The following is a 16861-nucleotide window of genomic DNA, read 5'->3' as shown; positions in this document are numbered from 1 at the left end:
ACGGCAGTGCGGGGCATGAGTAGTATACTCTATTTTCGCGCGCGGGGCGGGAGGCTATAAAAATGCGCCAGCTCGAATCCGGCGCCGGTGGTGCATGCCTCGTGGCGCGGCGGCACGTGCCGCGCTGCCCTGAGGCATGTGCGCCAAGCGCTGCTCGCCGGCGCGGCGTCGTTTCAGCCCGCATGGCTCCCCGCCGATCAGCCGCCGGCCGGGCCGGCGCCGAGGCGCCCCAGCGGCACGCGCGCCGGGTGGTGGGCGGCCAGGTACGCCTCAATCGCCTCGCGCACGATCACCCGCATGTCGAACTCGGCGCGCAGGCCCCACTCGCGCGGCGTGTAGCCGCCATAGTGCTCAAACTCCCAGTCGGTGGCGGCTACGCGGTACTCGCGCGCCGGGTCGAGCGGCTGCCCGCCGACGAGCAGCCGGCCGTCGCGCAGGCTTGCGCCGCTCAGGTGGAACAGCCCGCGCGGCTGGCCGCGCAGCTGGCGTGGGCGCTCGGCGGCAAACGCCGGGTCGAGCCCGCGCCGCACCAGCTCGCCCAGCTGCGCGCCGCTCAGCGCCGCCACGCCGGGGTTGGCCGGGCTGGCGCACACATCCCACAGCGCCAGCCAGGCCAGCGGCCGCCCGGCAGCGGCCCGGTAAAGGCCTGGCCCACGGCCGCAAGGCCCACCTCGGCGCCCATGCGCTCGCGCAGCACGTCGGCCAGCAGGTTGCCCACGCCGCACTCGCGGTCCGGCGCGAAGTCGAGCGGGTCGGCCAGCTCGCCGATGATCGTGCTGAGAAACTCGGCCACCTCGGCCTCGGCTGCGGCCGCCTCGGCCAGCACCGCCGGCGCGGGCGGCGTGTCGTCGGGCACCGGCTGCACGCTGGCGCGCGCCACGAGCCGCTCGCCTTCCCAGGCCAGGTCGACCCGGCCGAGGTGCTGGGCGTACTCGCCGGCGTGCGCCAGCAGCACCCCGCCCACCAGCTCGCCGTTGGGCAGCAGGTCGTGGCTGTGCGCGCCAATAATGATATCGGCCAGGCCCTGCACGCCAGCGGCCAGCTCGCGGTCGGCGCGCAGGCCCAGGTGCGAAAGCACGATCACCGCGTCGGCGCCGTCCTGGCGCAGCGCGGCGGCCAGCTCGCGCGTCAGCGCCAGCGGCTCGGGGGTGGCCAGGCCGAACCAGCGCGTGTAGTCGCCCTCCATATCGGCGGTCAGGCCGATCAGCCCCAGGCGCGCGTCGCCGGCCGCGATCAGCAGGCTCGGCTGCACCCCTGGCAGCGGCGCGCCGTCGGGCTGGCGCACATTTGCCAGCAGCAGCGGGTAGCGCGCCGCCGCCGCGTGGCTTGCCAGAACCTCGGGGCCGTAGCGCAGCGGCGCGGCGTTGCCCACCGCCGCCGCGTCGCAGCCGGCCGCGCTCAGCAGCCGGTGCATTGCCGCGCCCTTGGTGAGGTTGCTCAGGCGCACTGCGGTGTCCTCGCTGTCGCCGGCGTCGAAGAACAGCGCCGGCGTGCCCGGCTGGCCCGCACGCACGCGCGCCACCAGCGTGGCGATGCGCGCCAGGCCCTCGATCCGGGCGTGGATGTCGTTGGTATGCAGAATCGTGATCGATCGCATCAGCTCTCCTATCATATCTGCCGAAGGCAAAAACGCGCACCGCGTAACTCGCGTAACATAATAGCACGCCCGGTTCTATGCTATAGTCATGCAGTCGCGGCGGGGAAAGCAAGAACGGGAGAAAACAATGCACGCACTGGTATTCTACGAGCACGGCGGCCCCGAGCAGCTGCGCTACGCGGGCGTGCCCGAGCCGGTGGCCGGGCCGGGCGAGGCGCTGGTGCAGGTGAAGGCGGCGGCGCTGAACCACCTCGACCTGTGGGTGCGCCAGGGCATCCCAGGGCTGCGCCTGGCCATGCCGCATATCGGCGGCTCCGACGTGGCCGGCGTGGTCGCGGCCGTCGGCGAGGACGTCGACGAGGCCTGGGTCGGCCGCCGGGTGATCATCAACCCCTCGCTGGGCTGCGGCCGCTGCGAGTACTGCCGCGCCGGCCAGCAGTGCCTGTGCGCCGGCTTCCACGTGTTTGGCGAGCACGTGCCGGGCGGCCTGGCCGAGTACGCGGTGGCGCCGGCCGCGAACCTGTACGCCATCCCCGACGACTTCGGGTTTGCCGAGGCCGCGGCCGTGCCGCTGGTTTACCAGACGGCCTGGCGCGCGCTGATGACCCAGGCGCGGCTGCGCGCCGGTGAGCGCGTGCTGATCCTTGGCGCGGGCGGCGGCGTGGCCTCGGCGGCGATCCAGATCGCGCGCCTTGCCGGCGCGTATGTCTACGCCGCCACCAGCACGCCCGCGAAAGAGCGCCGCGCGCTCGAGCTCGGCGCCGACGAGACGATCAACTACCGCGAGGTCGATTTCTCCAAGGAGATCTGGCGGCGCACCGGCAAGCGCGGCGTCGACGTGGTGCTCGAAAATGTCGGCCCGGCCACCTGGGCCGGCAGCATGCGCGCGCTGTGCCGGGGCGGCCGGCTGGTGACGTTCGGCGCTACCACCGGGCGCTTCGCCGAGACCGATCTGAACCTGCTGTTCTGGAACCAGGTCAGCCTGATCGGCTCGACCATGGCTACCTACGCCGAGTTCGAGGCGGTGATGGGCCTGGTGTTCAGCCGCCGCCTGCGGCCGATCGTCGACCGTGTGATGCCGCTGCGCGATGGCGCCGAGGCCCAGCGGCTGCTCGGGGCCGGCGAGCAGTTCGGCAAGCTTGTGCTCGAGCCATGAGCCTCTGCCCGAACGGGCGGTTTACCACCAAGGCGCCAAGCGATCATACGTGAAAAAGCATCAACACGACATACACGATCGTGGTGTCTTCGTGTCGTGGTGGCTACTTCTCAGACTATTTCTGAGCGGCGCGGCGGCATCCTGCGGCTCGGCGCGCAGTGGCCGGCAGAGAAAACGCCGCTGCGCCGGGTGGTTCCTCCACCCGGCGCAGCGGCAGCCGTGCTCGCTCGGCCCTACTTGCGATCAGCAGTTGCGCGTCCACAGGCTGGTCGGGCTCGTGCAGGTCTGCGTGTCCTTCGGCGTCTGCTCGGGGCCGGCCGCGCCAACCGAGATCTCGAGCCCGGTCGGGCCGCCTAGCGTGCCGCCGCCCAGGTTGCTGCCCTCGATCAGCGGCGTGTCGGGCTCCTCGGGCGCGCCCGGCGCCGTGCCGATAAACGTGCCGCCATCGACGTCGAAGTCGACGATCTGCAGCCGCCCGCTCTCGACACCGCTGGCCGTGAGCTTGTAGCTGCCCACTGGCAGCCGCTCGTCGATCGCCAGCACCGCGTAGAAATCGCCGTTGCCGTCGGCCCGCTGCGTCGGCAGGCCGCGCACGCCGCCGTCGGGCAGGGTGATCCACAGGCCCACCGGCTCGTTCGGCTTAAACAGCGTGCCCGACACCGCGATCGCCTGGCCGTTCTGGCTGGTTTCGGCCAGCGCCGGGAAGGCCACCCGCAGCTCGGCCCAGCCGCTGGGGATCGACTGGCGGCCGCGCAGCTCGAATGGCGCGAACACCTGGTACTTGCTCGTCAGCCCGTAGGCCGTAAAGGTGTACTTTCCGGTCTGGTGCGCGCTGGTGAACTGGAAGGTCGATTCGATGTTGCCGGCGTCGCTGGCCACCTGCGTCGGGTACCCCAGCACCGAGCCGTCGGGCTGCGTGATCCACACGCCGACCTGCTCGTTCGGGTAGAAGCCGGTGCCGTGGATGTTCACCAGCGCGTCGTGCTCGGCCGATGCCTCGAATGTGCCGTTCTTCCACACCGCCAGCTGCGCTGGGCTGGCGCCTGGCTGCGCGCTCGGGCGCGGCGCCACCACCAGAAAGCCGATCGCCGTCTGGCCGCTGTGGTTGCCGTACGCCGTCATCTGGTAGCAGCCGTAGGGCCACTTGTTGCTGATCGGGTACTCGAAGTACAGGTCGCCGGCTACGTCGGCCTTGTAGTCGGTGGTGAAGTTCGTCGGCATGTTCACCACGCCGTCGAGCAGGTAGGCCGCGTCGGGGCTGAAGATCTGGCCGTCGGGGAAGCTAAAGCTCACCGTCACCGGCTCTTGATCCCAGAAGCCGTGCAGCTCCGAGCCGAAGATGTCGTCCTGGTAGCTGGCGATTTCGGTCTGGCCGGTGCGGTCGCACGCCGCGCTGGCTGGGCCATGCACGAAGTAGAGCGCGCCCGCCGCCGACTGGCGCACGTATAGCCCTACCACCAGCGCCAGCCCTAGCGCGAACACAACTGCGAAGCGACGTGTGCGGACATGTCGTACCATACCACAAGCTCCTCGTTACAAAACCAACATGTCTTTACTGTGCCGATGCAACTTTCTGCTAGAATGGAGTGCTGGGAGCTGCTTTCAGCAAAATCTCATAGTTTTGTCAGATCATCATAGGCCTGCCGCTGTATAACGACCTAGACCGGTACATGACGTATTGATGACACAGGTGTCAAAAAAGCGATAAAATGAGGCATATGCGCGTGAAAAACAGCCTAGTCGTGCTAGGAATTGCGGTGCTGCTGCTGGCGCTGCCGGCGGGGGCGCTGGCCTGCGGGATGCCGCTCGCGGCGCGCATCCCCTCCGAGCAGGCGCTGATCACATTCGCCAACGGCCGCGAGCAGATCATCGCCAGCGTGCAGCTCGAGGCCGATAAGCCCGGCGCGGCGGTGATCTTTCCGGTGCCGGCCGCGCCCGAGGTTGGCGTGCTCGAGCGCGCCGACCTGTTCGACTACCTGGCCGAGGCCACCCGGCCCGAGCTGCGCATCACCGAGGTGCCCTCGCCATCCGATGGCGCGCCTGCCGGCAGCGCCGCCGGCGGGGTGAATGTGCTTGGCCGCGACCGCATCGGCGGCTACGATGTCGCGCGCCTCGCCGCCGACGACCCGAACGCGCTGCGCGCCTGGCTCGACGCCAACGGCTACCGCGCGCCGGCCGGCGCCGAGCCGATCCTCCAGGCGTATATCGACGAAGGCTGGAAGTTCGTGGCGGTGAAGCTCGCGCCCGATCGCCCGGCCAATGGCGCGCTCGCGCCGCTGCGGATGGCCTTCAGCTCCGATCGGATCGTCTACCCGATGCGCCTCGGCGCGCTGGCCGATCGCCCGCTCGACGTGCTGCTGTACATCGCGGCCGATCACCGCGTCGCAGTCGCGCCGCTGGCGCTGGAGTACGCCGGCCCGGCATCGCAGCTCAGCCCGGCGCCGCCGGCCGAGTTCGCCGGCCTGCTGCGCGCGCCGTTCCTCACCAAGCTGCGCGGCGCGGCGCTGGATCCTGCGGCGCTCACGCGCGATTTCGTGGCCGAGCAGGCGCCCGACGACGCGCCGTTCCGCAAGGTCGAGAGCCGGGTGGTGTACGTGCCGGGCGCCGCGCCCAGCGCGCGCAGCATGGCCGGGCCGATCTTTGGCGTGGTGCTGGTGTTCATCGCCAGCCTGGTGTCGTTTGGCTTCGCGCTGGGGCTGCGCCGCCGCATCAATGCCATCGCCGGCCCCGACCCCGACGATCAGGAGGACTGATTCGATCCGTTGCTTTAGAACCTACGCAGTTGCCTTGTTCGGCTCCCTCAATCGGGCGCTTTTGCCTGCGGCAGCATGGTACTCAGCTATCTGTGTGTGCGGTTTTCCGCGCGGAGCGCGGAAAATCGCACACGATACGGAGCATAGTACCGCTCTGCCGAAGGCTGAACCGGCTAGCTGCGAAAGTCATATGCTTTAAACGCTGCCCTGGCCGGCGAAGCCGGCCAGGGCAGCGTTTAAAGAAGTTGCTATAAACTGTAATCAACCCTCAATCTATGTAAGCGCGCCATCATTCAGGCGGCCACACCGCGACCATATACTACACCTGCACGTCTTAACCAGGGGAGCATGGTCTCCCGGTGGAGAGGAAAGGTCGATATGGCTCGCTTGTATTTTGCTGCGCTCCTGCTGTTTGCGCTGCTTGCGGCGCTGCCGGCCGCCGCCGCGCCCAGCCAACCGGCCGCGCTGGCGCCTCAGGGCGCCGCGCCTGGCGCCGCCAACCCCGATTTCATGGGCATGGTCGTGCGCGACCCATTCTACGATTTCGCCAGCAACCCCGATTTCCCTGGCCAGCCGAACCGCGCGTTCCAGGATACCATGGGCCGGCTGCTGGCCAACGCCGGCGTGCGCTGGGTGCGGATCGAGTTCATGCGCGGCGCCGCGCCCGAGGCCGATTTCGCGCGCTACGATTACTTCATCGGCACGGTGGCGCCGCGCTATGGCCTGAAGGTGCTGGGCCTGCTGGCCACCAACATCATCGCCGACAACCCCGCCGATCTGAACCGCGTCGCGCCCGACGCCAGCCCCGACCCGAAGTACGGCTACGGCACCAACCCGTACATGCGCCACTGGCTCGACGCCGCGCTGCGCATCGCCGCGCACTACAATGGCGCCGATCCCCAGGCCGGCCGCGTGCACGCCTTTGAGGTCTTCAACGAGATGAACCGGCTGTTTGGCGACGGCACCGGCCTGCCCGCCGGCCTCGACTACGCCGGCCTGAACCCGGCGTACGTCGCGCGCATCCACGCCAAGTTCTACCGCATCTGCAAGAACACCGACGCCAGCCAGCCCGCCGCGCTCTGCCCCAGCGACACGCAGATCATCCTCGGCGGGCTGCACCCCAAGGGCACCAGCGCGCGTCGCGACAACCCGCGCACCAAAGAAACCTTTACGTACACCGACGAGCAGTACCTCCAGGCGATGTACCAGAGCGCCTTCAGCGACTTCAAGAACAGCCCGCAGAACCTGCCGCCCTGGAATGGCGCCTACCCGGTCGATGGCGTCGGCTTCCACCCCTACCCCGAGGAGATCACGCCGCGCGCCCAGGCAAGCGGCATGTACCAGGATGTGTACATCAAAATCCTGCCGCGCATCAAGCAGATCCGCGACACGCTCGTGTTGTTGGGCGATGGCGGGCGGCCGCTGTGGATCACCGAGATCGGCTATAATCTCGCGTTCTACAAGAATAGCGGGCCAGGCGCGCCATCGGCGCAGGCCGATTTCATGCGCGAGATCTACACGTCGCTGGCGGCGCGCGGCGATATTGCGAATGTGTTCTGGTTCAAGTACGAGGATTTCCCGCCCGCCGACGGCGCGAACGCGCAGATGTGGGGGGTAGTGCGCATCCGCTTCACCAGCGGCGCCTGCGAGGGTGGCGTGTGCTACACGCCCGACGGCACGCCCGATCAGGTGCGGCCGGCCTACCTGGTGTACCGCGAGCTGGCCGGGCTGCCGATCGCCCGCACCTACCTGCCGGTGGCGCGCTAGCCGCCGGCCAGCCGCTCGAGCGCGTCGAGCGCGGCGGGCAGGTGCCGCTCGCGCACCAGCAGGTGGTCTTTGGCGTAGCCGCAGACTGCCAGGATCGGCACGTGCGCCTCGGCCAGCGCGCGCCCGACCGCCGCGAGAAAGCCGACCAGGTCGGCCGGAAGGTCGGCCTCGAACGAGATCGCGCGGAATGGCGCCTCGGCTTGGGCCTGCCCGAAGGCCTGGCCCAGCACGGCCCACTCGTCCTCGGGCAGCGTCAGCGTGATCATATCCGGCTCGACGATCAGCTGGGCGAAGGGCGAGCGCACGCGCGCGAATGCCTCGGCGGCGGGCGCGCGTGCGCCGGGCGGCAGCCCTACCAGCACAAAGCGCTCGGGCCGCACGCGCCAGGGGCGCCGGCTCAGAATCTCGGGCACGCGCGGGTCGCTCATCGTCTTCCTCACTCCTCGTCTTCGCCGCGCCAGCTGCGGCGGCGCTCGACAAAACCCTCGATCTGGCGGTTCACCGCGTCGGGGCGCTCGATCTGCGGCAGGTGGCGCGCGTAGCGGATCAGCTCGAAGCGCGAGTTTGGCAGCTCGGCGTGGGTGCGCTGCAGCGTCGCCACCGGCACGATAAAATCGAACTGGCCGCCGACGATCAGCGTTGGTGTGGTGATCGTCGGCAGCAGGCCCCAGCCGCGCCACGGGAACAGTGTGCCCGAGAGGATGCGCTGCAGCACAAACAGCGGCGCGAAGAAGTTCGGCATCAGCACCGGCTTGAGCCGGTCGATCAGCCGCAGCGGCAGCGGCAGGCGCAGCAGCAGCTCGTAGAAGCGGTTGAGGTGCATCTCGGGCGCGGTGGCGATCAGCACCAGCTTGCTCAGCCGCTGCGGCTGGGCCGCCGCGAACGTGAGCGCGATCGGGCCGCCAAACGAGTGCGCCATCAGCACAAACGGCTCGGCCACCTTCAGCTGCTCGAGCGTCTGCGTGAAATCCCACAGGAACTCTTCGAGCGAGTAGGCCGAGTCGGGCCGATCGGACTGGCCGTGCCCGCGCAGGTCGGGCGCGATCACGCGGTAGTGGCGGCTGAAGTGGGCGATCTGGTACTTCCACTGCTCGGAATTGCCGCCCGCGCCGTGGATGCACACGATCGTGCCGCGCGCCGCGCCTTCGCTTGGGCCGGTGTCGATCACGCTCAGGCGCACCGGCAGCGAGCCGGCCACCAGGATGGTTTTGCGCGCGAAGTCCATGCTGTTGCCCGTGGTGCTTGGTGGGCGCCGTGCCGCTAGGCCTATTCGCCACAGCGGCGCAGCGCGCCGGGTTGTTCTACCACATTGGTGGGGGTTTGGGGGCGGTTTCGCCGCCCCCGAATTTCTTTTTGTGTTGCCCTGCGCGGCTCCGCCACGCAGGGCAACACAATCTATACAGCACAATCTAGTAGATGATTGCTCTATGGCTTGCGGGCCGGCTCACGCGCGCGAGCTGCCCAGCAGAAACTCGAGCAGCACGCGCGCGAACTCGTTTGGCCGCTCGTCCATCGGGTTATGCGCCGCGCCGCGCACCACCGTGTAGCGCGCGCCGGGGATCGCGGCGGCCACCTGCCGCGAGAGCGCCGGCGGCACAAGCGGGTCGAACTCGCCGCTGATCACCAGCGTGGGCAGGCTCAGCTGGGCCATGCGCCCGCCGATCGGGTTGGCGAACAGGCCGTCGAGCAGCGCCCGCAGCGCGTCGGCGTCGTGGCGTGCCATGTAGGCGACACGCCGCAGCGCCGGGCGCACCAGCCCGCCGCCGTGTGTGTGCGGCACGTACTGCGCCACCAGGTTCAGCGGGCGCGCCAGCGCCATGCTGGCGCGCAGCGCCGCCCAGCCGCCGAGCGGGTCGAGGTACGATCGCGTGAACGACGGCATCGCGTTCGGCTGGGCCGCCGGGTCTACCAGCACCAGCCGCTCGACCAGCGCGGGGTAGCGCAGCGCCAGCTCGATCGCTATGTTCCCGCCCATCGAGTGGCCCACCAGCACCACCGGCGGCAGCTCAAGCTCCTGGCACAGCGCCGCGGCGCGGCCGGCGATCTGATGCATCTGTACGCTGCCAAGCAGCGGCGTATCGCCGTGCCCCGGCAGGTCGGGTGCGAACGCGCGCGCGTGTGGCGCCAGCGCTAGCAGCGTCGACCACCAGATCTCCTTGAACGAGCTCCAGCCGTGCAGCAGCAGCATTGGCGGCCCGCTGGCACCGGCGCTCAGGTAGCGCATGCGGCTGCGCTCGGCGAACTGCTCGCCCGGCGGCTCGGCCGGGGCCAGGTTTGCCTGATGGTTCGGGCTTGGTATCATCAAGTTATACTCGCCGGCGCCTGGGCACGCTACGGCCGTTTCCACAGCCATCCGGCCAGGCAGCGTCTTTGGGCTTTGTCAGCGGCGCCGCGCGGCTGCTCAGGCCGGGTCGGCGACAATGTAGATGTCGATGCCCTGGCTGGCGCCCAGCACCTGGCGCACCAGCGAGCCACGGCGCACCTCTTCAAGGCGGCTGCGCGCCGACTCGCCCATCACAATGTGCGTGACACGATTGGCCTGCGCGAACTGGGCGATCGACTGGGCCAGCACACTGCACGGCTCGATCTTCACCACTGCGCCGAGGCGACGGGCTATCTCGAGATTGTGCTGCAGCATTGTCTGGTAGCCGGGCGCGTCGCTCTCGCCGATCTGGAAGTGCACTGCCAGCAGGTCGCCGCCAAGCGCATTCGCCAGGAATGCCGCGCGCTGGATCAGCCGCTGCGACACGGGGTTATAGCCGACGCACACCATCACGCGCGCTGCGCCCACCCACGGCGGCGGCAGATATTCCGGCTCGGGAGCGGGCTGCTGGCTCATAGCGCAGGGCTCGTCGAAACCGAGGATCTGCCAACCGGCCAGCTGGCGGGCGCGCCCTGCACCAGCAGCCGCAGATCGCGCGCGTCCGGCGGCACGTCGAAGATCAGCGGGATGCTCTTGTTGCCGCCGTCGGCGGGGATGGCCTCTTCCATGCTCAGGTCGCCGTGTTGGCCACGGCCGTATGCCGCCAGGTAGGCGCTGGAGATCGCCGGGTTCGCCGGGTAGCGCTTGCCAGCGCGATCGACCAGCACGAGCAGGTCGGGCGGGATGCGCGCCGGCGCTGTGCCGTCGTTGCCGATCGCTACCAGCGCCAGCAGAAAGCGGCCTGCCGGCTGAAACGCGCCGATGCTGCCGTCGACCAGCACTGCGTCCTCGGGCCGCAGCAGCGCGACGTGCCACTCGCCGCTCTGCACAACCTGGCCGATCGCCAGCGTTGGCCGCGTAGGCAGCGCGGCTGTTGGCGGCGCGGTGGCCGGCAGGGCCAGGGACGGCGACGCTGAAAGCGCCGGCGGGGTATCGGCGGGCGGCGAGCCTGGCTGCGCGGCTAGGCCCGGCGTGGCGCTGGCCAGGGCCGGCGTGGCGCCCGGCAGCGATGGCGACGCGGTGGGGAGTGTGGCGCGCGGGGCATCCGCGCCGGGCCGCAGCCACCACAGTGCCAGCAGCACAATCAGCAGCGCCACGCCGATCACCACATACAGCGGCCAGCGGATCGCGCGGGCCTGCTCTTCGGGCGAGGGCTGTGTGGGCGTGAGCGATGGCGCCGCGCCGACGCCGGCTTCGGGTGGGCTAGGCGCCGGCTCGGGCGCGGGCGGCGATGGAGTGACCTCGGGCGCGGGCGGCGATGGAGCGACCTCGGGAGCGGGTGGTGGTGCCGGCGAGGCGCCCATGCGCTCGAGGCCACGCTGGGCCAGCGGGTTCTGCGGGTCGAGCGCGATCACCCGCTCGAGCGCGTGGCGCTGCTCGGCGCGCGTCTCGGCCGAGGCCGCCAGCGCCAGCCAGATCTGCGGCAGATCGGGCCGCTGCGATGCCAGCGCGCGCAGGAGCGCCCGCGCGGCCGGCACGTCGCCGCTCTGGCGCGCGCGGTTGGCCCGGCTGAGCAGCGCCATGGCCTTATCGGTCGATAGCGTGGGATTGTTTGGGTCGTCCGTCACGCTGCCTCGTCATCAGAAAGCGCCAAAAACCGAGAACCGAGAACCGCAACGGCCGGCTGGTTCTTGGCTCTCGGTTCTTGTGAGCATCTACGCCTGCGCTATGGCACGACGTTCAGCGGCCAGCCCTGGTCGTTCTTGCCGGCGGCGAAGAGCGTGAGGCCCTGCGCGCCGGGCGGCACGTCGAACACCAGGTACACGCTTGTCTGCACGCCATTGGCCGGGATCGCGTCTTCCAGGCCCACATCGGCGTTGATGCCGCGCTGCACCAGCGCGCTCGACACCTGCGGTTGGGCCTGGTACACATTGCCCTGCGCGTCTTTCAGCGCGAAGAACCCGGCCGGCAGCGGCTGGTCGGCGCCGGTGTTGTTGGCGGCCCAGGCCAGCACGTGCAGGTAGGTGCCCTGCGCGGTGAAGCTGCCGGCCTGCTTGCCCACCGCCACCACGTAGCTGGCGTTCGGGTAGGTGTACGACCAGCCGTTGGCCTGCAGGATGGTGCCGATCGGCACCGGCTGGAGGTTCGGGTTGGCGCTGGCGGGCGGGATCGGCTGGCCTGCCGGCGCTGGTGCGCTGGTGGCCGGCGCCTGGGTTGGCGCGGGGTTGTTCGTCGCGATCGGAATGGTGTTCGAGAGCGTCGGCGTGCTCGAGATCTCGCCGGTGTTGCTGATGCCGCCGGTGTTGCTGATGCCGCCGGTGCCGCCTGGCAGCGACACAGTCGGCAGCGCGCCGCCTGCCGCCTTCGCCGTGGCGGCGGCCGACGTGGCGGTGGTCGCCACATTCGTGCCGCGCCCGCGGAACACAAACGAGTAGATCACAATGCACGCCAGCACTGCCACGATCAGGCCCAGCAGGCCCAGCAGCAGCGGGCTCGGCCCGCCGCGCACCGGCGCAGCGCGGAGATCGTCGTCGTCGTCGCCCGAGCGGATCGGCGTGCTGCCACGGCGCGCGGCGCTGCGCTCGCGGGCGGTGCCGCGTGAGGTGCCGCGCGGCCGATCGCCAGCCGCCGCTGCGTCGAGCGCGTCGGCGTCGCCGACTGGCTCGCGCGCCGGCACCTCGGCGCGCGGCAGCGCGTCGTAGTCGTCGAAGGCCGAGTCCAGCTCGGCGGCGTAGCGCTCTTCGTCGGAAAGCTCGCGCGCGGGTGCGGGCGGCGCCTCGGCCGGCGCGGGCGCGACGGCGCCGGCCACCGTCGGAGCGGCCGATTCATCCAGCTTGGTGGTGGGCTTCACGCCCATCGCCTGTAAACCCTTTAGCGCCATCTCGTTGGTTGGGTCGAGCTCGACCACATGCTCCAGCGCGGCACGACGCTGATCGGGGCCTTCGGCTACGCCGGCCAGCCATAGCCACGCCTGCAGGTTGGTGGGATCCTGGCGCGTCAGCAAGCCAAATAGGTTGCGCGCCTCTTCGCGGTTACCCTCGCGCGCGGCCTCGATCCCTAGCTGGAGAATCGTATCGGACTCCGCCATGCGAAGCTCCTTCCTCGTGCATCGGGCTGGCGCCACGACGCTACAGTGCTGGTCGCGAATCCTGGATTATGCGAGGTCAGAATGCAATATGCTACAACAGAACGCGGTTCATCTGGGCTATTCTACCACACCCGAGTTTTACGGTCAACAGTTAGATTTTACGCTGGCGCGCCAGCAAGGGATCGATCGCGTTCATGCCCGCCGAAAGTGTAATGGCTTACAGGTTCTGCCCGTAGGCTAGCCGTGCGGCCCCTGTGGCCCGCCGATCCGTGGTACCATACTGCCACTTTGGCGCGGTGTAGCGCGCGCTCGCTGGCGAGCAGCATATAGTAGTACAGGAGGCGACGGCATGTTCGCAACGGATACGCTCGACATCAAAGATAGCGTGCTGGATACAATTGGCAATACGCCGCTGGTGCGGCTGAACAAGGTCGCCCGCGGCGTCAGGCCGGCCCTGCTGGCGAAGGTTGAGTTTCTCAACCCAGGCGGCAGCGTGAAGGATCGGATCGGCCTGGCGATGATCGAGGCGGCCGAGCGCGAGGGCCGGCTCAAGCCCGGCGGCACGATCGTCGAGGGTACCAGCGGCAACACCGGCGTGGGCCTGGCGATCGCTGCGGCGATCAAGGGCTACAAGTGCGTGTTTGTGATGCCCGACAAAATGAGCGACGAGAAGATCCGCCAGCTGCGCGCGTTTGGCGCGCGCGTGGTGATCACGCCTACCGCCGTCGAGCCCGACGACCCGCGCTCGTACTACTCGGTGTCGCGCCGTCTCTCCGAGGAAACTCCCAACGCCATCCTGGCCGGCCAGTACTGGAACCCGGCCAACCCCGAGGCGCACTATCGCAGCACTGGCCCCGAGCTATGGCGCCAGACGGGCGGCCGGATCAAGGCGTTCATCGCCGGCATGGGCACCGGCGGCACGATCAGCGGCACCGCGCGCTTTCTCAAAGAGCAGAATCCGGCGATCAAGATCGTTGGCGTCGACCCGGTCGGCTCGCTGCTGCAGCATTATTTCCAGACGCGCGAGCTTGGCCCGGCGCACTCCTACAAGGTCGAGGGCGTCGGCGAAGATTTTTTGCCCAGCACGCTCGATTTCGATCTGATCGACGACGTGGTGCAGGTGAACGACCGCGAGTCGTTCAGCATGACCCGCCGGCTGGTGCGCGAGGAGGGCCTGTTCTGCGGCGGATCGTGCGGCCTGGCGGCGGCTGGCGCGATCAAGTGGCTGCGCGGCAATGGCGCCTTCCTCGGCGAAGACGATCTGGTGGTGGTGCTGCTGCCCGACAGCGGCTCGCGCTACCTGTCGAAGGTCTTCGACGACAACTGGATGCGCGAGAATGGCTTCCTCGAGCCTGCCACCGTCGGCGATCTGCTGGCTGCGCGGCCGCGCGAGGTGATCTCGGCCGGGCACGATACCAGCGTTGAGGCGGCGATCCGCCTCATGAAGACCCACGGTATCTCGCAGCTGCCGGTGCTCGACGAGCAGGGCGGGCTGCACGGCCTGATCGGCGAGGGCGACCTGCTCGATTATCTGCTCTCCGGCGGGGCGATGGACCACACCATCGCCGACCTGCACGCCCACGAGGTCGCCACGGTCGACCCGGCGATGCCGCTCGAAGAGCTGACGCCGATCTTCGGGCGCAGCGCGGCGGTGGTGGTGGTCGACAGCGGCCGGGTGGTGGGGATCGCCACCAAGATCGACCTGATCGATTTTCTGGCCAGCCGTGGGCGCTAGCGCAGCAGCTTCCTCTCTATTTCACGGGCGCTATGGCTTGTTTGTACCTGGGAAGCTGCCAGGAAGGGCAGGGTGCAGCGGCGCGCCGCCGTTGCACCCTGCGCCAGGCTCACTCGCGCGGCGGTGTGTCGCGCGCGAGCAGCTCGCGTAGCAGCTCGCCGTCGCTTGGCGCGCGGCGGCGCGCGCGCACCTTGGCCCATAGCCGCGCGCCCCAGCCGAGCGTCGCCAGCAGCAGCAGCAGGTTGAGCGCCAGCGCCGGCCAGAACCACCACGCGCGGCCGGGAGCGCTGGCGGCGAGATTCGTATTCGGCGCGGGCGGCGGGCCTGCGCGCGTGGCAGCGGGTGCGGCCGGCTGTGGCAGGGTTGCTGGTGCGGCGCACGCCTCGGTGTATTCGCGGCCCAGCGCTGCCAGCCGCACCTGCTGGGCCAGCGGCGCGTCTGGCGGCGCGCCGGCTGCCAGCTCAAAGCGCGCACGCTCGAAGTACTGCACCGTCAGCGCTTGCCCGCTCGCGTCGCGCTCGCGCAGCAGCCCGCTGATCGGGTAGCCGAACACCGGCAGCCCGCCGTAGGCCGCGAAAAACGCGCGGAAGCGCGCGTCGGCGATGCCGTCGCCGTCGGCGCTGCCGTGGCGCGCAATCGGCGCATCGCCGTAGAGCCGGCGGAACGCCGCCACGCCCACGAGCGTGCCCGACACGCGGTAGGGCCAATCCAGATCGGGGTGCAGCTCGAGCCGCTGGCGCTCGGTCAGCAGCACCGTGGTGCTGGTGCGGCAATCGCCGGCCAGCCCTGGCGCCGGCGGGCCGAGCGGCGCGCCCAAAACCACCTGCGCGTCGCCGGCCGGGCGTGGTGCGGCGCCGCCCAGTGTGGCCAGGTACTGCGCGAAATCGCCGCCGATTGGCAGATCTGGCGCGGCCGGCAGCGTATACGCCGGGCAGACCTGCACCGGCCCGCGCAGCGCCGCCGGATCAGGCGGCAGCTGGCGCGCCCCGCCGGGGTCGCGCATCTCGGCGCGCACGTGCGCGATCACATCGTCGTAGCCCTGCGCCGGGATGGGCGCCGGCCGGGTGTCGCCGTCGACGTGGATCGTCGGCAGGTAGCGGTAGCCGCTCACGCGCGCGCGGCCGTCGGCGGCACGGATGATGCCGACGTAGAAGATCGCCGAGGTGGCGCTAAAGCTTTCGGCCTGAAACGCGCCCTGCGATGCCAGAAAGTTCGCCAGCGAGTAGATCACCAGCGTCTTGCGCCCGCCCGCGTCGATAATGTCGACTGGCTGGAGCGTGTGCGGCTGGGCGCCGAGGATAATATCGGCCCCGGCTGCGGCGATCTGCCGCGCGCCGTCGATCTGCGTCGCGTCGGGGTAGAACTGGTACTCGTAGCCCCAGTGCGCCGCCACAATCACGATATCGGCCTCGCGCCGCGCCTGCGCCACGGCGTCGAGCACGCTCTGGCGCACCCCGCCCTGCTGGCCGTACTCGTTCGACTGCCACAGCAAGTTCACCTGGCTGTGCGGGTCGGCGATGCCGTTGGTGCCCCAGCTGAACGACAGAAACGCCACGCGCAGGCGCGCGCCGTCGCGGCTCAGCGTGATCGGCAGGTAGGGCGGGCGCGGTTGGCCGGCGGCGCTGCTCGGCACGGTGCCGTGCTGCTGAATGCCATTGCGCGCCAGCACATCCAGCGTCGCGTCCAGCCCCTCCGGCCCACGGTCGAGAATATGGTTGTTCGCGGTCGACACCAGGCCGATGCCGGCACGCCTCAGCGCGGCAGCCAGCTGCGGGCTGTAGTTGAACGCCGGGTAGCCACTGTGCGGGCTGCCCTCGAGCATGGCGCCGTCGAAGTTGGTGTAGGCCAGGTCGGCCGCCTGCAGAAATGGCCGCACCCGCTCGAACAGGTAGTCGTAGCCTTGCGCCTCGGCCGCCGCCTGGATGTTCTCGTGCGGGAATGTGTCGCCGGTGGCGGCAAGCGTGAACTGCACCTCGCCGGGGCCGCCCGCGCCGCAGGTATTCGCGCTCAGCAGCGGCTGGTCGAGCCCATCGGCGCGCTGGGCGCGCGCCGTGCCGGGGCCGGCGGCCAGCAGCGCCGCTAGCCAGAGCCACAGCAGGGGCGCCGCTCGTGTACGCATGCTCGCGCTCGCTCCATCTGGCAGAAACGCTGTGAGTATACAGGGCTCGTGCAACGTCGGCCTCACCCCTTACCCCCTCTCCCGCGCGCGGGAGAGGGGGAGGGTGAGGTGGTCGCCGCCGCGACCGCACCTCACAGCGCAGATGTGTTTCCCCTCCCCTGACAGGGGAGGGGTAGGGAGAGGGTCGAAAGACGTTGTACCAGCCCTGTGCGAGTATACCATAAAGGCTCCCGAAATCGCCATCATGTGCTATAATTGAAACCCGTTTAGTGGTTGTACCCCCA

14 protein-coding genes are annotated in these 16861 nt (G+C 69.8%); 4 read left to right on the top strand and 10 right to left on the bottom strand.

Annotation, left to right across the window (positions count from 1 at the left end; translation table 11 throughout):
* Positions 1 to 197: 197 nt before the first annotated feature.
* Positions 198 to 593: a hypothetical protein gene (locus tag U0177_RS04110; protein WP_409569322.1), complete on the bottom strand. Its 396-nt coding sequence runs from the start codon at positions 591 to 593 to the stop codon at positions 198 to 200.
* On the bottom strand, positions 554 to 1597 hold the full coding sequence (locus U0177_RS04105; RefSeq protein WP_409569321.1) for a bifunctional metallophosphatase/5'-nucleotidase: 1044 nt from the start codon (positions 1595 to 1597) through the stop codon (positions 554 to 556). Before U0177_RS04105 ends, U0177_RS04110 begins: the two co-directional genes overlap by 40 nt.
* Positions 1598 to 1724: 127 nt before the next feature.
* Here U0177_RS04105 and U0177_RS04100 point away from each other — a divergent pair, with 127 nt between their 5' ends.
* Positions 1725 to 2753, top strand: a complete 1029-nt coding sequence (locus U0177_RS04100; RefSeq protein WP_409569320.1) for a zinc-binding dehydrogenase — start codon at positions 1725 to 1727, stop codon at positions 2751 to 2753.
* A gap of 243 nt (positions 2754 to 2996) precedes the next feature.
* Here U0177_RS04100 and U0177_RS04095 read toward each other — a convergent pair whose 3' ends face one another.
* The gene (locus tag U0177_RS04095; RefSeq protein WP_409569319.1) at positions 2997 to 4271 is read right to left on the bottom strand and encodes a hypothetical protein; all 1275 of its coding nucleotides are present in this window, start codon (positions 4269 to 4271) and stop codon (positions 2997 to 2999) included.
* Positions 4272 to 4471: 200 nt separating this feature from the next.
* Here U0177_RS04095 and U0177_RS04090 point away from each other — a divergent pair, with 200 nt between their 5' ends.
* Positions 4472 to 5506 (top strand): DUF2330 domain-containing protein, encoded by a 1035-nt coding sequence (locus tag U0177_RS04090; protein ID WP_409569318.1) that lies wholly within the window; start codon positions 4472 to 4474, stop codon positions 5504 to 5506.
* Between the two features lie 378 nt (positions 5507 to 5884).
* Positions 5885 to 7273, top strand: coding sequence for a hypothetical protein (locus U0177_RS04085; protein WP_409569317.1), 1389 nt, complete (start codon positions 5885 to 5887; stop codon positions 7271 to 7273).
* Here U0177_RS04085 and U0177_RS04080 read toward each other — a convergent pair.
* The 6 genes from U0177_RS04080 to U0177_RS04055 all read right to left on the bottom strand — a co-directional run bounded on the left by U0177_RS04080 (position 7270) and on the right by U0177_RS04055 (position 12723).
* Positions 7270 to 7701, bottom strand: a complete 432-nt coding sequence (locus tag U0177_RS04080) for an ACT domain-containing protein (protein ID WP_409569316.1) — start codon at positions 7699 to 7701, stop codon at positions 7270 to 7272. The genes U0177_RS04085 and U0177_RS04080 overlap by 4 nt on opposite strands.
* 8 nt (positions 7702 to 7709) lie before the next feature.
* Positions 7710 to 8498, bottom strand: a complete 789-nt coding sequence (locus U0177_RS04075) for an alpha/beta fold hydrolase (protein ID WP_409569315.1) — start codon at positions 8496 to 8498, stop codon at positions 7710 to 7712.
* Positions 8499 to 8717: 219 nt separating this feature from the next.
* Positions 8718 to 9575 carry an alpha/beta fold hydrolase gene (locus tag U0177_RS04070; RefSeq protein WP_409569455.1) on the bottom strand — a complete coding sequence of 286 codons (858 nt, stop codon included), beginning with the start codon at positions 9573 to 9575 and terminating at the stop codon, positions 8718 to 8720.
* Between the two features lie 99 nt (positions 9576 to 9674).
* Positions 9675 to 10112, bottom strand: coding sequence for a universal stress protein (locus U0177_RS04065; RefSeq protein WP_409569314.1), 438 nt, complete (start codon positions 10110 to 10112; stop codon positions 9675 to 9677).
* Positions 10109 to 11263 (bottom strand): hypothetical protein, encoded by a 1155-nt coding sequence (locus U0177_RS04060; protein WP_409569313.1) that lies wholly within the window; start codon positions 11261 to 11263, stop codon positions 10109 to 10111. Before U0177_RS04060 ends, U0177_RS04065 begins: the two co-directional genes overlap by 4 nt.
* A 98-nt stretch (positions 11264 to 11361) precedes the next feature.
* A complete protein-coding gene (locus U0177_RS04055; RefSeq protein WP_409569312.1) occupies positions 11362 to 12723 on the bottom strand; it encodes a tetratricopeptide repeat protein in 1362 nt (453 codons plus the stop codon).
* Positions 12724 to 13072: 349 nt separating this feature from the next.
* On the opposite strand from U0177_RS04055, the gene U0177_RS04050 reads away from it, so the two are divergent.
* Positions 13073 to 14458, top strand: a complete 1386-nt coding sequence (locus tag U0177_RS04050) for a cystathionine beta-synthase (protein ID WP_409569311.1) — start codon at positions 13073 to 13075, stop codon at positions 14456 to 14458.
* Positions 14459 to 14567: 109 nt separating this feature from the next.
* Here U0177_RS04050 and U0177_RS04045 read toward each other — a convergent pair whose 3' ends face one another.
* A complete protein-coding gene (locus tag U0177_RS04045) occupies positions 14568 to 16577 on the bottom strand; it encodes a CapA family protein (protein WP_409569310.1) in 2010 nt (669 codons plus the stop codon).
* Positions 16578 to 16861: the final 284 nt, after the last annotated feature.

This window comes from Kouleothrix sp. (assembly GCF_046328425.1).
Lineage (GTDB): Bacteria > Chloroflexota > Chloroflexia > Chloroflexales > Roseiflexaceae > Kouleothrix.
This window is presented reverse-complemented; position numbering and strand designations above follow the sequence as displayed.